12 protein-coding genes and 1 pseudogene are annotated in these 13,340 nt (G+C 64.6%); 9 read left to right on the top strand and 4 right to left on the bottom strand.

The window, feature by feature from the left end:
• Nucleotides 1-13 precede the first annotated feature (13 nt).
• Nucleotides 14-664, top strand: coding sequence for a YHS domain-containing (seleno)protein (locus AC1D34_RS17655; RefSeq protein WP_441505148.1), 651 nt, complete (start codon nt 14-16; stop codon nt 662-664).
• A gap of 92 nt (nt 665-756) precedes the next feature.
• On the opposite strand, the gene AC1D34_RS17650 is transcribed toward AC1D34_RS17655, so the two are convergent.
• Complete coding sequence (locus AC1D34_RS17650) at nt 757-1,620, bottom strand: 3'(2'),5'-bisphosphate nucleotidase CysQ family protein (protein ID WP_476824868.1); 864 nt, start codon at nt 1,618-1,620, stop codon at nt 757-759.
• A 138-nt stretch (nt 1,621-1,758) separates the two neighbouring features.
• Between AC1D34_RS17650 and chpT the strand changes: the two genes are divergently transcribed.
• From chpT to AC1D34_RS17620, 6 genes are all read left to right on the top strand, one after another.
• Complete coding sequence (gene chpT, locus AC1D34_RS17645) at nt 1,759-2,400, top strand: histidine phosphotransferase ChpT (RefSeq protein ID WP_476824867.1); 642 nt, start codon at nt 1,759-1,761, stop codon at nt 2,398-2,400.
• Nucleotides 2,401-2,515: 115 nt separating this feature from the next.
• Nucleotides 2,516-5,128 (top strand): hybrid sensor histidine kinase/response regulator, encoded by a 2,613-nt coding sequence (locus AC1D34_RS17640; protein WP_476824866.1) that lies wholly within the window; start codon nt 2,516-2,518, stop codon nt 5,126-5,128.
• Complete coding sequence (locus tag AC1D34_RS17635) at nt 5,125-5,619, top strand: chemotaxis protein CheW (protein ID WP_441505145.1); 495 nt, start codon at nt 5,125-5,127, stop codon at nt 5,617-5,619. Before AC1D34_RS17640 ends, AC1D34_RS17635 begins: the two co-directional genes overlap by 4 nt.
• Before the next feature lie 30 nt (nt 5,620-5,649).
• The gene (locus tag AC1D34_RS17630; RefSeq protein WP_043237911.1) at nt 5,650-6,015 is read left to right on the top strand and encodes a response regulator; all 366 of its coding nucleotides are present in this window, start codon (nt 5,650-5,652) and stop codon (nt 6,013-6,015) included.
• Between the two features lie 103 nt (nt 6,016-6,118).
• On the top strand, nt 6,119-7,237 hold the full coding sequence (gene cheB, locus AC1D34_RS17625; protein ID WP_476824865.1) for a chemotaxis-specific protein-glutamate methyltransferase CheB: 1,119 nt from the start codon (nt 6,119-6,121) through the stop codon (nt 7,235-7,237).
• The gene (locus AC1D34_RS17620) at nt 7,234-8,124 is read left to right on the top strand and encodes a CheR family methyltransferase (protein ID WP_476824864.1); all 891 of its coding nucleotides are present in this window, start codon (nt 7,234-7,236) and stop codon (nt 8,122-8,124) included. The genes cheB and AC1D34_RS17620 overlap by 4 nt, the downstream gene beginning before the upstream one ends.
• Before the next feature lie 219 nt (nt 8,125-8,343).
• Here the strand turns inward: AC1D34_RS17620 and ctrA are convergent, their stop codons facing one another.
• Nucleotides 8,344-9,045: a response regulator transcription factor CtrA gene (ctrA, locus tag AC1D34_RS17615; protein ID WP_069882553.1), complete on the bottom strand. Its 702-nt coding sequence runs from the start codon at nt 9,043-9,045 to the stop codon at nt 8,344-8,346.
• A 344-nt stretch (nt 9,046-9,389) separates the two neighbouring features.
• On the opposite strand from ctrA, the gene fliI reads away from it, so the two are divergent.
• Nucleotides 9,390-10,730, top strand: a complete 1,341-nt coding sequence (gene fliI / locus AC1D34_RS17610) for a flagellar protein export ATPase FliI (RefSeq protein ID WP_476775241.1) — start codon at nt 9,390-9,392, stop codon at nt 10,728-10,730.
• On the opposite strand, the gene AC1D34_RS17605 is transcribed toward fliI, so the two are convergent.
• The gene (locus AC1D34_RS17605) at nt 10,717-11,922 is read right to left on the bottom strand and encodes an MFS transporter (protein WP_476824863.1); all 1,206 of its coding nucleotides are present in this window, start codon (nt 11,920-11,922) and stop codon (nt 10,717-10,719) included. The genes fliI and AC1D34_RS17605 overlap by 14 nt on opposite strands.
• Before the next feature lie 241 nt (nt 11,923-12,163).
• Between AC1D34_RS17605 and fliJ the strand changes: the two are divergent.
• Nucleotides 12,164-12,559 (top strand): annotated as a pseudogene (fliJ, locus tag AC1D34_RS17600) (flagellar export protein FliJ); the annotation flags it as partial.
• A gap of 31 nt (nt 12,560-12,590) precedes the next feature.
• Here the strand turns inward: fliJ and AC1D34_RS17595 are convergent.
• Complete coding sequence (locus AC1D34_RS17595) at nt 12,591-13,286, bottom strand: GNAT family N-acetyltransferase (RefSeq protein WP_476824862.1); 696 nt, start codon at nt 13,284-13,286, stop codon at nt 12,591-12,593.
• Between the last annotated feature and the right edge of the window lie 54 nt (nt 13,287-13,340).

Here is a 13,340-nt window from a genome sequence, read left to right as displayed (position 1 = left end):
GCCGGGTGGCCGGATGCGCGGCGGGGCACGGCATCACGCGAATGCGCGACAATTCAGTAACCAGTTTGATACGCCCCAAGAGTATCCAACCCGTGAAGATTGCGCGGAGGTGCTTCCCCGTCGTCACCCAGCAAAGGAATCTGTGATGAAGGCCGTAAAATGGCAGCGCTGGATTTCGATCGCAGTCGGCGTCCTCGCCCTTGCCATCGCGGTCCAGCCGGTGCTGCCCCAGCCGGCGGCGCTGCCCCATGGCCTTCCGGAATTGCCTGCAATTGGCGAGGAAATGCAGCGCGACAGCCGTTCCGGGCTGGCATTGGGCGGCTACGACCCCGTTGCCTATCAGGCAGAAGGTCGCGCGGTTTCCGGTCGCCCGGACTATGAGCTGATCTATGACGGCGCAGTCTGGCGCTTCAGCACGGCCAGCAACCGCGAAGCCTTTCGTGATTCGCCCGGCGTCTACGAGCCAGCCTTTGCAGGCTTCGACCCGCTCGCGGTAGCCGATGGACGTGTCGTCGAGACCGACCCGCGTCGCTTCGCGATCATTGATTCGCGGCTCTTCCTCTTTCGAAGCGAAGAGAACAGGCGCCGCTTCACCCAGGAAACCTCCCTGCGCCAACTTGCGGAATCCAACTGGCAGCGCGTCAGCCAGCAGATCGCTCGCTGAAGCGTCGGCCCGAAAAACGAATTGCGGTTTTCGGACAAGCCGATGCACCCTGGAAGGTTAGGAGACCGGATACGATTATCCGGTCCTGTGATCTAACCTACGGTACCCGTCTGGCCGACAGGCGTCAGTTCCTTCGCAAGGGCGATCGCGCGCCCGGCCAATCCCTCATTGCTGGCCGCCACGAAGGACGGGTTGCGATAGTGCCGCTCGGCGCCGCCATAGCGCAGCACATTGCCGTCGAGTTGCCGGACGACACCGCCAGCTGCGGTCAAAATCGCGTCGCCGGCGGCAATATCCCATTCCATCGTTGTTCCTCCGCGGACATGAAGATCGGCCTCGCCACTGGCGATCAGGCCGAATTTCACCGCCGAGGACATCGGCATCTGTTCACTCTTGCACATCGCGCTGAGAACGCTGCTGCTGAGCGCGTCTCCGTGAAAGCGGCTGACTAGCACGACTGGACCGGTCGCCGGAGTGGGGCGGGCGACGATGCGTTGCGCCGCACCGAGCGTTGAGCCATCCGGCGCGATGGCCTGCGCAAAAGCATCTTCCCCCGCAAACCAGAGCCGCCCGATCTCCGGCGCGGCGATCGCCCCCGCGATCGGCCGCGTGCCGCTGATGATGGCGATCGCGACACAGTAGCTGCCACCCGCCGCCAGGAATTCGCGCGTGCCATCCAGCGGGTCGAGCAGGATGAAAACGGGGGCAGGCTGAGCGGTTTCGACGCTCTCTTCGCTGATCACAGGAAAATCCGGCAGCAGCCGCGCGAGGGCCGCCTTCGCGGCGTGATCGGCGGCGAGGTCAGCGGAACAGACGGGCGAACCGTCCGCCTTGCTCCGCACATCCCTTGCCGCGCGCATGGCCAAAAGCACGGCGCCGCTGAGGCGCGCCGCCTCGGCCAGCTTCTCAGCCAGCGCATTGCGGTCGGAAAGGCGCGGATCATCGGGCGCTATCATGCGGATTGGGCGCCCATTCGCTGTTCTGCTGGCCAAAACACAGTTAACCACATGCAAACCAAGATCGCCTCATACCTTATCCTATCGGCGCTTCATTTGCCATGAGCGCCCCGAAACGCTGTTCCCAGGACATCTGCCATGACCGACATCTCGCTCGAGCCGCTCGATCTGGCTGCGCTTCTTTGCAGCCGGGTCTGCCATGATGTGATCAGCCCGGTCGGCGCCATCGTCAACGCGCTCGAGGTTTTGGAGGAAGACGATCCCTCGATGCGCGATTTCGCACTCGAGCTGATCAAGAAGAGCGCGCGCAGCGCGTCCGCCCGCCTGCAATTCGCCCGGCTTGCCTTCGGCGCGGCGGGATCGGCAGGCGCGATGATCGACCTCGGCGATGCCGGCACGGTCGCGAATGGCTTCCTGAACGATGACAAGCTCTCGCTCGACTGGGAGGCCCCGCGCGCGTTGCTGCCGAAGAATCAGGTCAAGCTCGTGCTCAACCTGCTGATCCTCGCGACGCAGGCGGTGCCGCGCGGCGGACGTCTCGTCGCCCGCACCACCTTGGAGGGCGAGCAGGGCAGCTTCCATATCACCGCCACCGGTTCTCATGCCCGCATTCCGGCCCATGTCGAGGAACTGCTCGCCGGCCGCTCCGAGACCGGCACGATCGACGCCCACGCCGTGCAGCCGCTTTACGCCGGCATGGTCGCCCGCGCAGCCAGTATGAAGGTCGCTTTCGCCATCGACGGCGACACCGTGACGATCACGGCCGACAAGGCGGACTGAGCCATTTCGGCCGAGAGCGCAGGAACATAGCGCTTTCAGTCCTGTCTCAACCGATCATAAACCCTTCCGCTGCATAGATGGGCGCTGCATTGTTGCGTGGGTAATGGTCTTCGGCATGGACGAATTGCTCCAAGAGTTCCTTGGCGAGACTGGCGAGCATCTCGACACGGTCGACAGGGAGCTCGTGCGCTTCGAGCAGGAACCCAATAATCGCGACATCCTGCGCAACATCTTCCGGTTGGTTCATACCGTGAAGGGCACGTGCGGGTTCATTGGCCTGCCGCGCCTCGAAGCCCTGACGCATGCGGCAGAAACCGTGATGGGCCAGTTCCGCGACGGCGCAACCGTGAACGCGATCGCGGTGACCGCGATTCTGGAAACCATCGATCGCATCAAGGAGATCTTGGCGGAGCTGGCCGACAAGGGCCAGGAGCCAACCGGCAGCGACGAGGTCCTGATCCGCGAATTGCAGGCGCTGGCCGACCAGGCCAAGAAGGAGCTGGCACAGTCCCCTTCGGTCAACCTATCGGATCCGGTCGCCGCCTACCTGGCCCGGCACGCTCTGTCCGCGACCGATGACGGCCTCGACCTCGTCTTCCAGAGCGCACCCGGACCGCAGCGCGGACCGGACGGGCGCATCGAAAGCGCGGCCCGCCACGATGCTGCCGCCGAAGACGCCTCCCCCCGCGAGAGCCGCTCGGCGGGTCCGGCGAGCCTTCGCGTCAATGTCGACACGATCGAGCATCTGATGACGATGGTCTCGGAGCTCGTGCTGACCCGCAACCAGTTGCTCGAAATCTCGCGTCGCCAGGATGACGCCGCGCTCAAGGCGCCGCTCCAGCGTCTGTCCCTGATCACCGCCGAACTGCAGGATGGGGTGATGAAGACCCGCATGCAGCCGATCGGCAATGCCTGGTCGAAGCTGCCGCGCATCGTGCGCGACCTCAGCGGCGAGCTCGGAAAGCGCATCGAGCTCGTCACCGAAGGCGCCGATACCGAGCTCGACCGGCAGATCCTCGACCTGATCAAGGACCCCTTGATCCATATGGTGCGCAACTGCGCCGATCACGCGATCGAGCCACCTGCCGACCGTGTCGCCGCTGGCAAACCGGCCCACGGCACCATTCGCCTCGCCGCCTATCACGAGGGCGGGTCGGTCACCATCTCCATCTCGGACGATGGGCGCGGCCTCGACTTCGAGCGCATTCGCCGCAAGGCACTGCAGCAAGGTCTTGCCCATGAGGGCGAGATCGAGCGCATGAGCGAAGCGCAGCTCAGCCGCCTGATATTTCATCCCGGTTTCTCGACCGCGGAGAATGTCACCGCGATCTCCGGGCGCGGCGTTGGCATGGACGTGGTCAAGTCTAATATCGACGCCATTGGTGGGTTGATCGACATCGCCAGCACGGTGGGTGCCGGCACCACATTGACCATCAAGATCCCGCTCACCCTCGCTATCGTCGCAGCCCTCATCGTGGCCTGCGGCGAACAGCGCTTCGCCATCCCCCAGATCGTCGTGCGCGAGCTCGTCCGCGTGAAGGCCGGGGCCGATCACCGCGTCGAGCAGATCAACGGCACACCTGTCCTGCGGCTGCGTGGCCGATTGCTGCCGATCATCGCACTTGCCGGATTACTGAACGCCGGTCCCGCGGCAGCAGAAGACGGGTTCATCGTGGTGACACAGATCGGCGAACGTCAGTTCGGCATTCTGGTCGACACCGTGTTCCACACCGAGGAAATCGTCGTCAAACCGATGTCGACGAAGCTGCGTCACATCCCGATCTTCTCCGGCAACACCATCCTAGGCGATGGCGCGGTCGTGTTGATCGTCGACCCCAATGGCGTCGCCAGCCTCGTCGGAGCGACGACCTCTGCCGATGCCCCCGAGCAGAACGCGGCCAGCGGCCCCTCCCCTGTCGGTGAGCGCACGACCATGCTGGTGTTTCGCGCCGGCGCCGACAGCCTGAAAGCCGTACCGCTCTCGCTCGTCACACGGCTGGAAGAGGTCGAGGCAGAGCGGTTCGAGATCAGCGGCGGTCGCGTGCTTTTGAACTATCGCGGCCGTCTGATGCCGATTATCCCCGTCGGCGAAACACAGGTGAAGAGCAAGGGTCTGCAGGCACTCGTCATCATCGCGGAAGGCGAGCTGACCATGGGCCTCGCCGTCGACGCGATCGTCGACATCGTTGACGAGGTTCTCGATGTCGAGTTGCAGGCCATGCTCGATCAGGGCGCCGTCGGGTCGGCGATCATCAGGGGGCGCGCCACCGAGATCCTCGATCTGGCGCACTACCTGCCCAAGGGCGATCCGAACTGGTTGCGGGCCAGCCGCCGCGAAGGCGTGTCCAGCAGCGCGCATGTCCTGATGGTCGAGCCTTCCGAATTCCTGCGCGAAATGCTGGCCCCCGTCCTGAAGGCCGCAGGACTTCGCGTCACACTCGCCGCCGATATCGCCAGCGCCCGCCAGCATGTCGCCGCCGGCGGGCTCAACGGCGTGTTGATCGACCTCGACCGCTACACCGAAGCAGCGCTCGGCTTTGCGGCCGAACTACGTGACGGCGAAGACGGCGATGCGTTCCGGATCCTCGGCATGACGACCTTCGCCACCCCGGAGCTCTACGCGCTCGCAACGCAGGCGCGCATGGACGCGATCGTCGCGAAATTCGATCGCCGTGCCTTGCTCGCCGAGCTGGCGGACAACCGCTCCAGGCTGAGGCAGGCGGCATGAGCTCTCAGCAGATCAACCCACGTCCCGCCCCTGACGCGACGGGCTTCACGGAATCCCTCGACTACGTCACCGTGACCATTGGCGAGCAATTGCTCGGGCTGCCGATCGGCCGCGTGCAGGACGTCTTCAATACCAGCCGCATCACGCCGGTGCCGCTGGCCCCGCCCGAAATCATCGGCCTGCTCAACCTGCGCGGGCGGGTGGTGACCGCACTCTGCCTGCGCAAGCGGCTCGGCCGGGAGCCCTTGCCGAGCGGAGCCAAGGAGTTGGTTGCGGTGGGGATCGATCATGGTGGAGAGGCCTACGCACTGATCGTCGACGCGGTCGGCGAGGTGATCCGTCTCGATCACTCCACGCTGGAGCCCGTGCCGGTCCATCTCGACCGCGCCTGGGCCTCCCTGGCAGCCGGCGTTCATCGCCTCGAAGACCGCCTTCTCGTCGTGCTCGACATCGACGCAGTGCTGAAGATCGACCTGCCTTTGGCTGCCTGAGCCGCGGCCCGCTCATTCTGGAGAATGACCATGAAATATTGCCTCGTCGTCGATGACTCAGCGGTGATCCGCAAGGTCGCACGCCGCATTCTCGAGGGTCTCCAGTTCCGAATCGCAGAAGCCGAGGACGGCGCCCGGGCGATCGATGCCTGCAAAGGCGAGATGCCGGACGCTGTGCTGCTGGATTGGAACATGCCGATCATGGACGGCTATGATTTCCTGCGCACCCTGCGGCAGATGCCAGGCGGCAAACGGCCCAAGGTCGTCTTCTGCACGACCGAGAACGACATTGCCCATATCGCGCGCGCCATGCACGCCGGCGCCGACGAATACATTATGAAGCCGTTCGACAAGGAGATCGTCGCCTCCAAGTTCCATCAGGTCGGCCTGCTGTGACACGTCGCGCCGCGGCCCGTGCTGTCGCGGCCTATTTCTCGGCAGGTCATTGGTGGCCCACCCAGCCAGCCCTGCACTCGACGCACAGGGGTCGTGCCGAATGATGAGCCCTCGCTCATCCAGCCATGGCAGAACAGCCATACGTCCGAAGACCGTCGTCATCGCCGACGACTCCGTCGTCGTGCGCGGGCTGTTCGCACGCTGGCTCGGCGAGAGCGGCCAGTTTCACGTCGTCGCGGTGGCAGGCGACGGTGAGATGGCCGTGGAGCATGCCACGCGCTACCGCCCGGATATCATGGTCCTCGACCTCGACATGCCCGGCCTCGACGGTCTTGCAGCACTGCCCCAGATCGTCAGGGAGAGCCCGAAGACTGCCGTCCTGCTGGCCACGACGCTGACGGAACGCAATGCCCGGCTCGCCCTGCAGGGCATGACCATGGGCGCCATGGACGTGCTGCCCAAGCCCGAAAGTCGCGCCGGCATGACGCTGTCGCTGGATTTCCGGAGCGAATTCCTGCTCAAGCTCAGCAGCATCGCACAATCCTCGCACGAGGCGTTGCTGCCTTTCAGCGAAGTCCCGCCTGAGCCGGGTCTGCCGAGCGGCATCATGGATCTCAGGCCGCTGATCTCGATGATGCCGCGCTACCTCGTCATCGGCGCCTCGACAGGCGGCCCCCGCGCCGTGGCCAAGGTCCTCACCGATATTGGCGATGGCCYCCAGGACCTGACGACGCTTGTCGTCCAGCATATGCCTCCGCTTTTTACGGCGTCCTTCGCGGAACAGCTCTCCGGACAGATCGGTGTCAGGGCACGCGAGCCTTTCGATGGCGAAAGACTGAGCAGGGGCACGGTCTATATCGCGCCGGGAGGACGCCATCTCGGCATCGATCGCAGGCTTGGCCATATCGTCGCGAGCATCGGCGACGGGCCGCCGGTACGCTTCTGCAGACCCGCCGTCGATGTGCTCTTCACCGAAGCTGCCAATCACCTCGGTCCGGCCGCGCTCGGCCTGGTGATGACCGGGATGGGCAGTGACGGCACGGATGGCGCGGGCGCGTTGCGCCGCGCCGGCGCCGCCGTAATCGCACAGGATGAAATATCGAGCACGATCTGGGGCATGCCAGGCTCCGTCGTGCGCGCTCGCCATGCCAGCACCGTTGTCGCGCTCGACGGCATCGGCCCCGCCATTCGTGCGCTGGTGCGTGGAGGATCCTCGGCATGACGGAGGCCGATTTCGACTTCCTGCGCACGCTGCTGCACCTGCGCTCGGGTCTCTCCCTCAGCACCGAGAAGCGCTACCTCGTCGAGAGCCGGCTCGGCATCCTCTGCCGAAAGCGAAATATCGCGGGGCTCGGTCCGCTTGTGCAGCGCCTCAGGCTCGAAGGCGACCGCGGCCTGGAGAATGCCGTCGTCGAGGCGATGACCACCAACGAGACGCTGTTCTTCCGCGACCGGACCCCATTCGATCTGTTCCGCAATGTGATCCTCCCCGAGAAACTCGCTGCGAATGCGGCCCACCGCTCCCTGCGGATCTGGTGCGCCGCAGTTTCGACCGGACAGGAAGCCTATTCCCTTGCCATGATCCTGGATGAGATGGCGGCGCAGCTGGCGGGCTGGAGGATCGAGATCGTCGGAACCGACATCTCCGCCGAAGTCCTGGAGCGCGCCCGTGGCGGGCTCTACACCCAGTTCGAGATCCAGCGCGGCCTGCCGATCCAACTCCTGCTGAAGCACTTCCGGCAGGAAGGCGACAAGTGGCGCATCTCGGAGCAGATTCGCGCGATGGTCGCGCTGCGGCAGCATAACCTGCTCGATTCGAGCGGTCATTTCGGCCTCTTCGACGTGATCCTCTGCCGCAACGTGCTGATCTATTTTGACGTTCCGACCAAGGCGCGGGTGATGGCCGCACTGGCCCAGCGGCTCGCCCCGGACGGAGCCTTCMTGCTTGGCGCCGCAGAGACGGTGATCGGGATCACCACCAGCATCGTTCCGGACAAGCAGCATCGCGGCCTCTACCGCGACGGCCGCTCCGGCAAGGCTCAGTCGCTCGGTCTCGGCTACCCCTTCGACCGGCCGCGTCCGCTGCCCACGGCCGGCTCCCGCCTCTGATCATCGGACTGGATACCGTATCCGGTCGATGATCGAACCTTCTGTGTTTGCATCGGCTTGCCCGAAAACCGCAATCGACTTTCGGACCGATGCTTTAGGCCGCTGCCGCCATAAACAAAAACCCCGCCTCTCGGCGGGGTCCCGTCAACCTGTCGTGTACATCCGACGATCAGGCTGTATCTCTTGTCGCATCCGATCGTGACGACCGGATGACACCGATCATGCCGGAATGCGTTCCTCGACATCGTTCGGCTCGCGCAGCACGTAGCCGCGGCCCCAAACGGTTTCGATGTAGTTCTTTCCGTCCGACGCATTGGCGAGCTTCTTGCGGAGCTTGCAGATGAAAACGTCGATGATCTTGAGTTCCGGCTCGTCCATGCCGCCATAGAGATGGTTCAGGAACATCTCCTTGGTCAGCGTCGTGCCCTTGCGGAGCGAAAGCAGCTCCAGCATCTGGTATTCCTTGCCCGTCAGGTGCACGCGGGCGGCATCGACCTCGACGGTCTTGGTGTCGAGATTGACGACGAGATCGCCGGTGGTGATGACCGACTGCGCATGGCCCTTCGAGCGGCGCACGATGGCGTGGATGCGCGCGACAAGCTCATCCTTGTGGAAGGGCTTGGTGAGATAGTCGTCGGCGCCGAAGCCGAGGCCCTTCACCTTGTCCTCGATGCCGGCAAGACCGGAGAGGATCAGGATCGGCGTCTTCACCTTCGCGACGCGAAGGGAGCGCAGCACCTCATAGCCCGACATGTCCGGCAGGTTCAGGTCGAGGAGGATGATGTCGTAATCGTAGAGCTTGCCGAGATCGACACCCTCTTCGCCCAGATCGGTCGTATAGACGTTGAAGCTCTCTGATTTGAGCATCAGCTCAATGCTCTGGGCGGTTGCGCTATCGTCCTCGATCAGCAGAACCCGCATGTCACGTCCCCAATTTCGCCCCGAGGCAAGCTCGACCACATTCTCATCCGAACCCTCATGGCTCTGGACGACCAGGCGCTTGCCCGATGAAACGCCACGCGACACGCTACTGGGAAAATGGTTAACAAACCGTGATTCCCGAGCGCAAGCGCTTCCAGGGAGAAAGTGAACGATCCTTGTCGAGGTGAGTCGAAATTGACACGGATCGGGAGACCTTCGCCCGCGAAATCGCCTTTCGCGGAGGACTGTTCCGAGGAACAGGGACAAAAAGCCCCTGCAACACGACACAGCCTCGATGCACAGTGTTAATCACAGAGGTAAATGAAAGATTGACGGGACGGGGAATGAGCGGCGCAAAGCACGGTATAGACAGGTTATCCGACCTCGCCGCCACAATCGGTAACCTCGATGCGGTAACGACATTCGGCCGGGTGACGGGCGTGCGTGGCCTGATGGTCGAGGTCTCCGGACCGATCGGCGCCATGAGCCTTGGCGGACGCATCGAGATCGAGATCGCGCCGGGAACGCGTGTCCCCTGCGAAGTGATCGGCTTTTCCGGCGAAAAGGCGCTGGTGATGCCCTATGGCGGCCTCGACGGAGTCCGCCGCGGCTGCCCCGCCTATGTGGACAAGGCAGCCCCGGGCATCCGGCCGACCAATGCCTGGCTCGGCCGGGTTGTCGATGCGCTCGGAAGACCTGTGGATGGCGGCCCGCCCCTGCCTCAGGGAGAACATCTTTGCGCCTTCCGCGCCGACCCGCCCCCCGCGCATGCACGCCGCCGCGTCGGCTCCCCGCTCGATCTCGGCGTCCGCGCCCTCAACGCCTTCCTGACCTGCTGCCTTGGCCAGCGCATGGGTATCTTCGCCGGCTCGGGCGTCGGCAAATCGGTTCTTCTTTCCATGCTGGCCCGCTACGCACGCGCCGATGTCAACATCATCGGGCTCGTCGGCGAGCGCGGCCGCGAGGTCCAGGAGTTTCTGCAGGACGACCTCGGTCCGGAAGGCCTGGCGCGCTCCGTGGTCGTGGTCGCCACCTCCGACGAGCCGGCGCTGATGCGCAAGCAGGCCGCTCTCACCACCCTCACCTTGGCCGAGTACTTCCGCGACCAGGGCGCGCAGGTGATGTGCCTGATGGACTCGGTCACGCGCTTTGCCATGGCGATGCGCGAGATCGGCCTTGCCGCCGGCGAGCCGCCAACCACCAAGGGCTATACGCCGACCGTCTTCGCCGAGTTGCCGCGCCTGCTCGAACGCGCCGGCCCTGGCATCGGCGAAGGTGCCATCACCGGTCTGTTCACCGTGCTGGTCGATGGTGGAGACCATGACGAACCTGTCGCCGACGCGGTGCGCGGCATTCTCGACGGCCATATCGTCATGGAACGCTCCATTGCCGAGCGTGGGCGCTACCCGGCAATCAACGTGCTGAAATCCGTGTCGCGCACCATGCCGCGCTCCTGCGACCCCTCCTACTATCCCGTCGTCCAGAAGGCCCGCGCGACACTCGCGACCTATTCCGACATGGAGGAGCTGATCCGGCTTGGCGCCTATCGCCAGGGCGCATCGGCAGAGGTCGACGAGGCCATCCGCCTCAACCCGCAGCTCGAAGCCTTCCTGAAACAGGCCAAGGACGAGGCGACGTCATTGGGGGAAGGCTACGCCAGGCTCGCAGCCATCATGGCGAGCTGACGCGGCGCACGAGGATCAGCATCGCCACCAGCGCGCCGGTCTGGATCACCGCCGAGATCATCAGCGTCGCGCTGCTGCCAAAGCGCTCGATCATCACCGCAAAGAGCAGCGGCGCGGCTGCGAAAGTCAGGTTCTGCGGAACCGTCAGACGCCCGAGCATGGTCGCAAAGCCGCGCCGGCCGAACAGCGAGAGCGGCAAGGTGGCGCGAGCCACAGCAATGACGCCCATGGCAGCGTTGAAGGCAGCGACGAAGACGATGGCCGAAAGCGCGGCTCCTGACGCCAGCGCCATGTAGAGGCAGGAGAGCGGCCCGAGCACGAGGCCGACCAAGGCCACACGCTCGACAGCGAAGCGTTCCCCGGCCAGGACGTCGACCAGACGGGCCACAAGCGTTGCAAGCCCGCCTAGCGAAGCGATCGTGACCGCCGTGGCGCTGGTCAGTCCGGAATTCTCCAGCAGGCCGATGAGGTGGAGCGGCAGCCCCCAGGAGACCAAGCCGCTTGCCGAGAAGGCGAACGCCAGCAGCCAGAAGATCGGGCGACGCTCGTGCGCAGGCACCCTGCCCTCATCGGCAGGCGGAGCCGCCGCTGTCGGGCCGGCAGCGGGAGCGTGAGGCGTTGTCACCGGGATGGCAAGATGAATCGGCAGCACGATCACGATCTGGATCGCGGCGAAGATCAGCAGGGCCGCGCGCCAGCCATAGGCAGCGCAAAGGGCTGCCGAAAGCGGCCAGAACACGCTTGAGGCAAGCCCGGTGACCAGCATCATCACGCCGATGACGCGACGCGTTCGCTCTCCCATCAGCTGCGCGACCGTGACATTGCCGACATTGGCGAGCGTCAACGAGTGGCCGATACCGATGACGAACCAGGTCGCGAGATAGCTGATCGGCCCCTGTGCCGCCGCGAGCAAGGCCAAGCCCAGTGCGCAGATGATGGCCCCGACACACATGGCACGCCGCGTTCCGCGACGATCGAGATGTCGCCCGACCATCGGCGCGACCACCGCACCGGTCACGAGCAGGATGGTGATGCCTCCGAAGACGATCTCCCCGCTCATCCCCAGATCTCGATCGAGATAGGCGGCAAGGACCGATGGCGCGTAATAGGTCGATCCCCAGCCGATAATGCGGGTGAGAGCGAGGCCGCAGAGCAGCGGCCAGTGCTCCGGAAGGCGTGATGAGGCGAGCAAGGGAAGGCGATCCGGGAGGGAAAGACGGGCGAGCGCCCTGGTAATTGCGCAGACTCTATAGGGGACACACAGGGCACGGCAGCAGCAGCGACGCGGGCTCAATATGCGTCGAAAGCGGGCGGCCTCGGTAAGAAACGGTCAACCTCCTTGCGCCATTGTCCTTTTCGTCTCGCGGATCAAGTTCCGGCGGCGAACCGAGGGGTCGGGGAGCCGCCATGCGTAACCAGGAGTTGGACACGACATGAAGTCGCGAGAGACCCTCTTGCGTCTCAAACGCTTCCAGGTGGACGAAAAGCGTCGCCGGGTAAGCCAGATTGAGATGATGATTGCGGATTTCCATCGCATGGCGACCGATCTGGATCGTGAGATCCAGAGCGAGGAGACACGGGCCGGTATCTCCGACCCTGCTCATTTCGCCTACCCGACCTATGCCAAGGCGGCGCTCGGGCGCCGCGACAACCTGCGGCAGTCGGCGGATAATCTGAAGGGCCAGCTCGACGAGGCCAAGGCCGAGCTTCAGGAAGCCTTCGAGGACATGAAGAAGGTCGAGATTCTCGACGATCGCGAGCGTGCTTCCGAGCGGGCCGCCGAAGCAGCGCGCGACCAGTCGATGATGGATTCGATCGCACGAAAAAGGGGCGGGAGGCCGTTGGCCTYCCGCCCCTTTTTCATTCGATCACCGGATGATGCCGCACGGAGCCGCGCGGCATATGCCCTGCCAGCCGCGGATCATCGTCGACCTCGACGCTGCGCTTGAAGACCGTGAACCCCGAGCGCTGATAGAATTCCGGCGCGCTCTGATGATCGAGCGTGCAGGTGTGTACCCAGAAGCGCGAAATCGGCTGGGCCCAGGCCCGTTCCAGCGCCCGATTCATCAACCAGCGGCCGGCTCCGCGGCCCAGCACGGTTTCGTCCAGCCCGAAAAAGCTGAGCTCTCCCTCTCCCGCCACGCGGAAATCAAGCTCCAGCAATCCAACGTCGCGGCCATCGGCCCGAACGGCGAAGAACTCGACGGCTGGATCCGCCAGGATCGCCTCGATCTCCGCCACGGGCTTGATCAGCCGGCTGAACCACATCCAGCGCTCGCCGAGCACGCGGTAGATCGCGAGATAGCGCGTGACATCGTCTCTCCCGATCGGCTCGAGGGAGAAGCCCGAAAGGCCAGGCGGATCGGCCCGCTTGGCCGGCGGTGCAAACATCTCGAGAGATGTGACGATCGCCGCGATCTTGCCGGGCGGAAGGTCGGTGATGCCGGTCAGGCTGATGGGAATGCTGTCGCTCATGGTCCTGTCTGCGGTACGTTGGCCGTGAGGCAGACGCTCGAAGCTTGCGCCGTCGAGGCTGCCGGAGATCGCCTCGATCATGACATGATCCCGGGTGAAAGATCAGTTCGTACGGTGCATGGCCCATTCCCATCA

The sequence above is a fragment of the Allobosea sp. P1_A7 genome (assembly GCF_056406775.1).
Note: the sequence above shows the minus strand (reverse complement) of the source record. Positions and strands in the feature narration are given on the sequence as shown.

Bases quoted from the DNA above. Each gene is read 5' to 3' on its own strand.
- AC1D34_RS17655 (WP_441505148.1), top strand. From the start codon at position 14: ATGCGCGGCGGGGCACGGCATCACGCGAATGCGCGACAATTCAGTAAC.
- AC1D34_RS17595 (WP_476824862.1), bottom strand. From the start codon at position 13,286: ATGATCGAGGCGATCTCCGGCAGCCTCGACGGCGCAAGCTTCGAGCGT.
- AC1D34_RS17640 (WP_476824866.1), top strand. From the start codon at position 2,516: ATGGACGAATTGCTCCAAGAGTTCCTTGGCGAGACTGGCGAGCATCTC.
- AC1D34_RS17650 (WP_476824868.1), bottom strand. From the start codon at position 1,620: ATGATAGCGCCCGATGATCCGCGCCTTTCCGACCGCAATGCGCTGGCT.
- AC1D34_RS17635 (WP_441505145.1), top strand. From the start codon at position 5,125: ATGAGCTCTCAGCAGATCAACCCACGTCCCGCCCCTGACGCGACGGGC.
- ctrA (WP_069882553.1), bottom strand. From the start codon at position 9,045: ATGCGGGTTCTGCTGATCGAGGACGATAGCGCAACCGCCCAGAGCATT.
- chpT (WP_476824867.1), top strand. From the start codon at position 1,759: ATGACCGACATCTCGCTCGAGCCGCTCGATCTGGCTGCGCTTCTTTGC.
- AC1D34_RS17630 (WP_043237911.1), top strand. From the start codon at position 5,650: ATGAAATATTGCCTCGTCGTCGATGACTCAGCGGTGATCCGCAAGGTC.
- fliI (WP_476775241.1), top strand. From the start codon at position 9,390: ATGAGCGGCGCAAAGCACGGTATAGACAGGTTATCCGACCTCGCCGCC.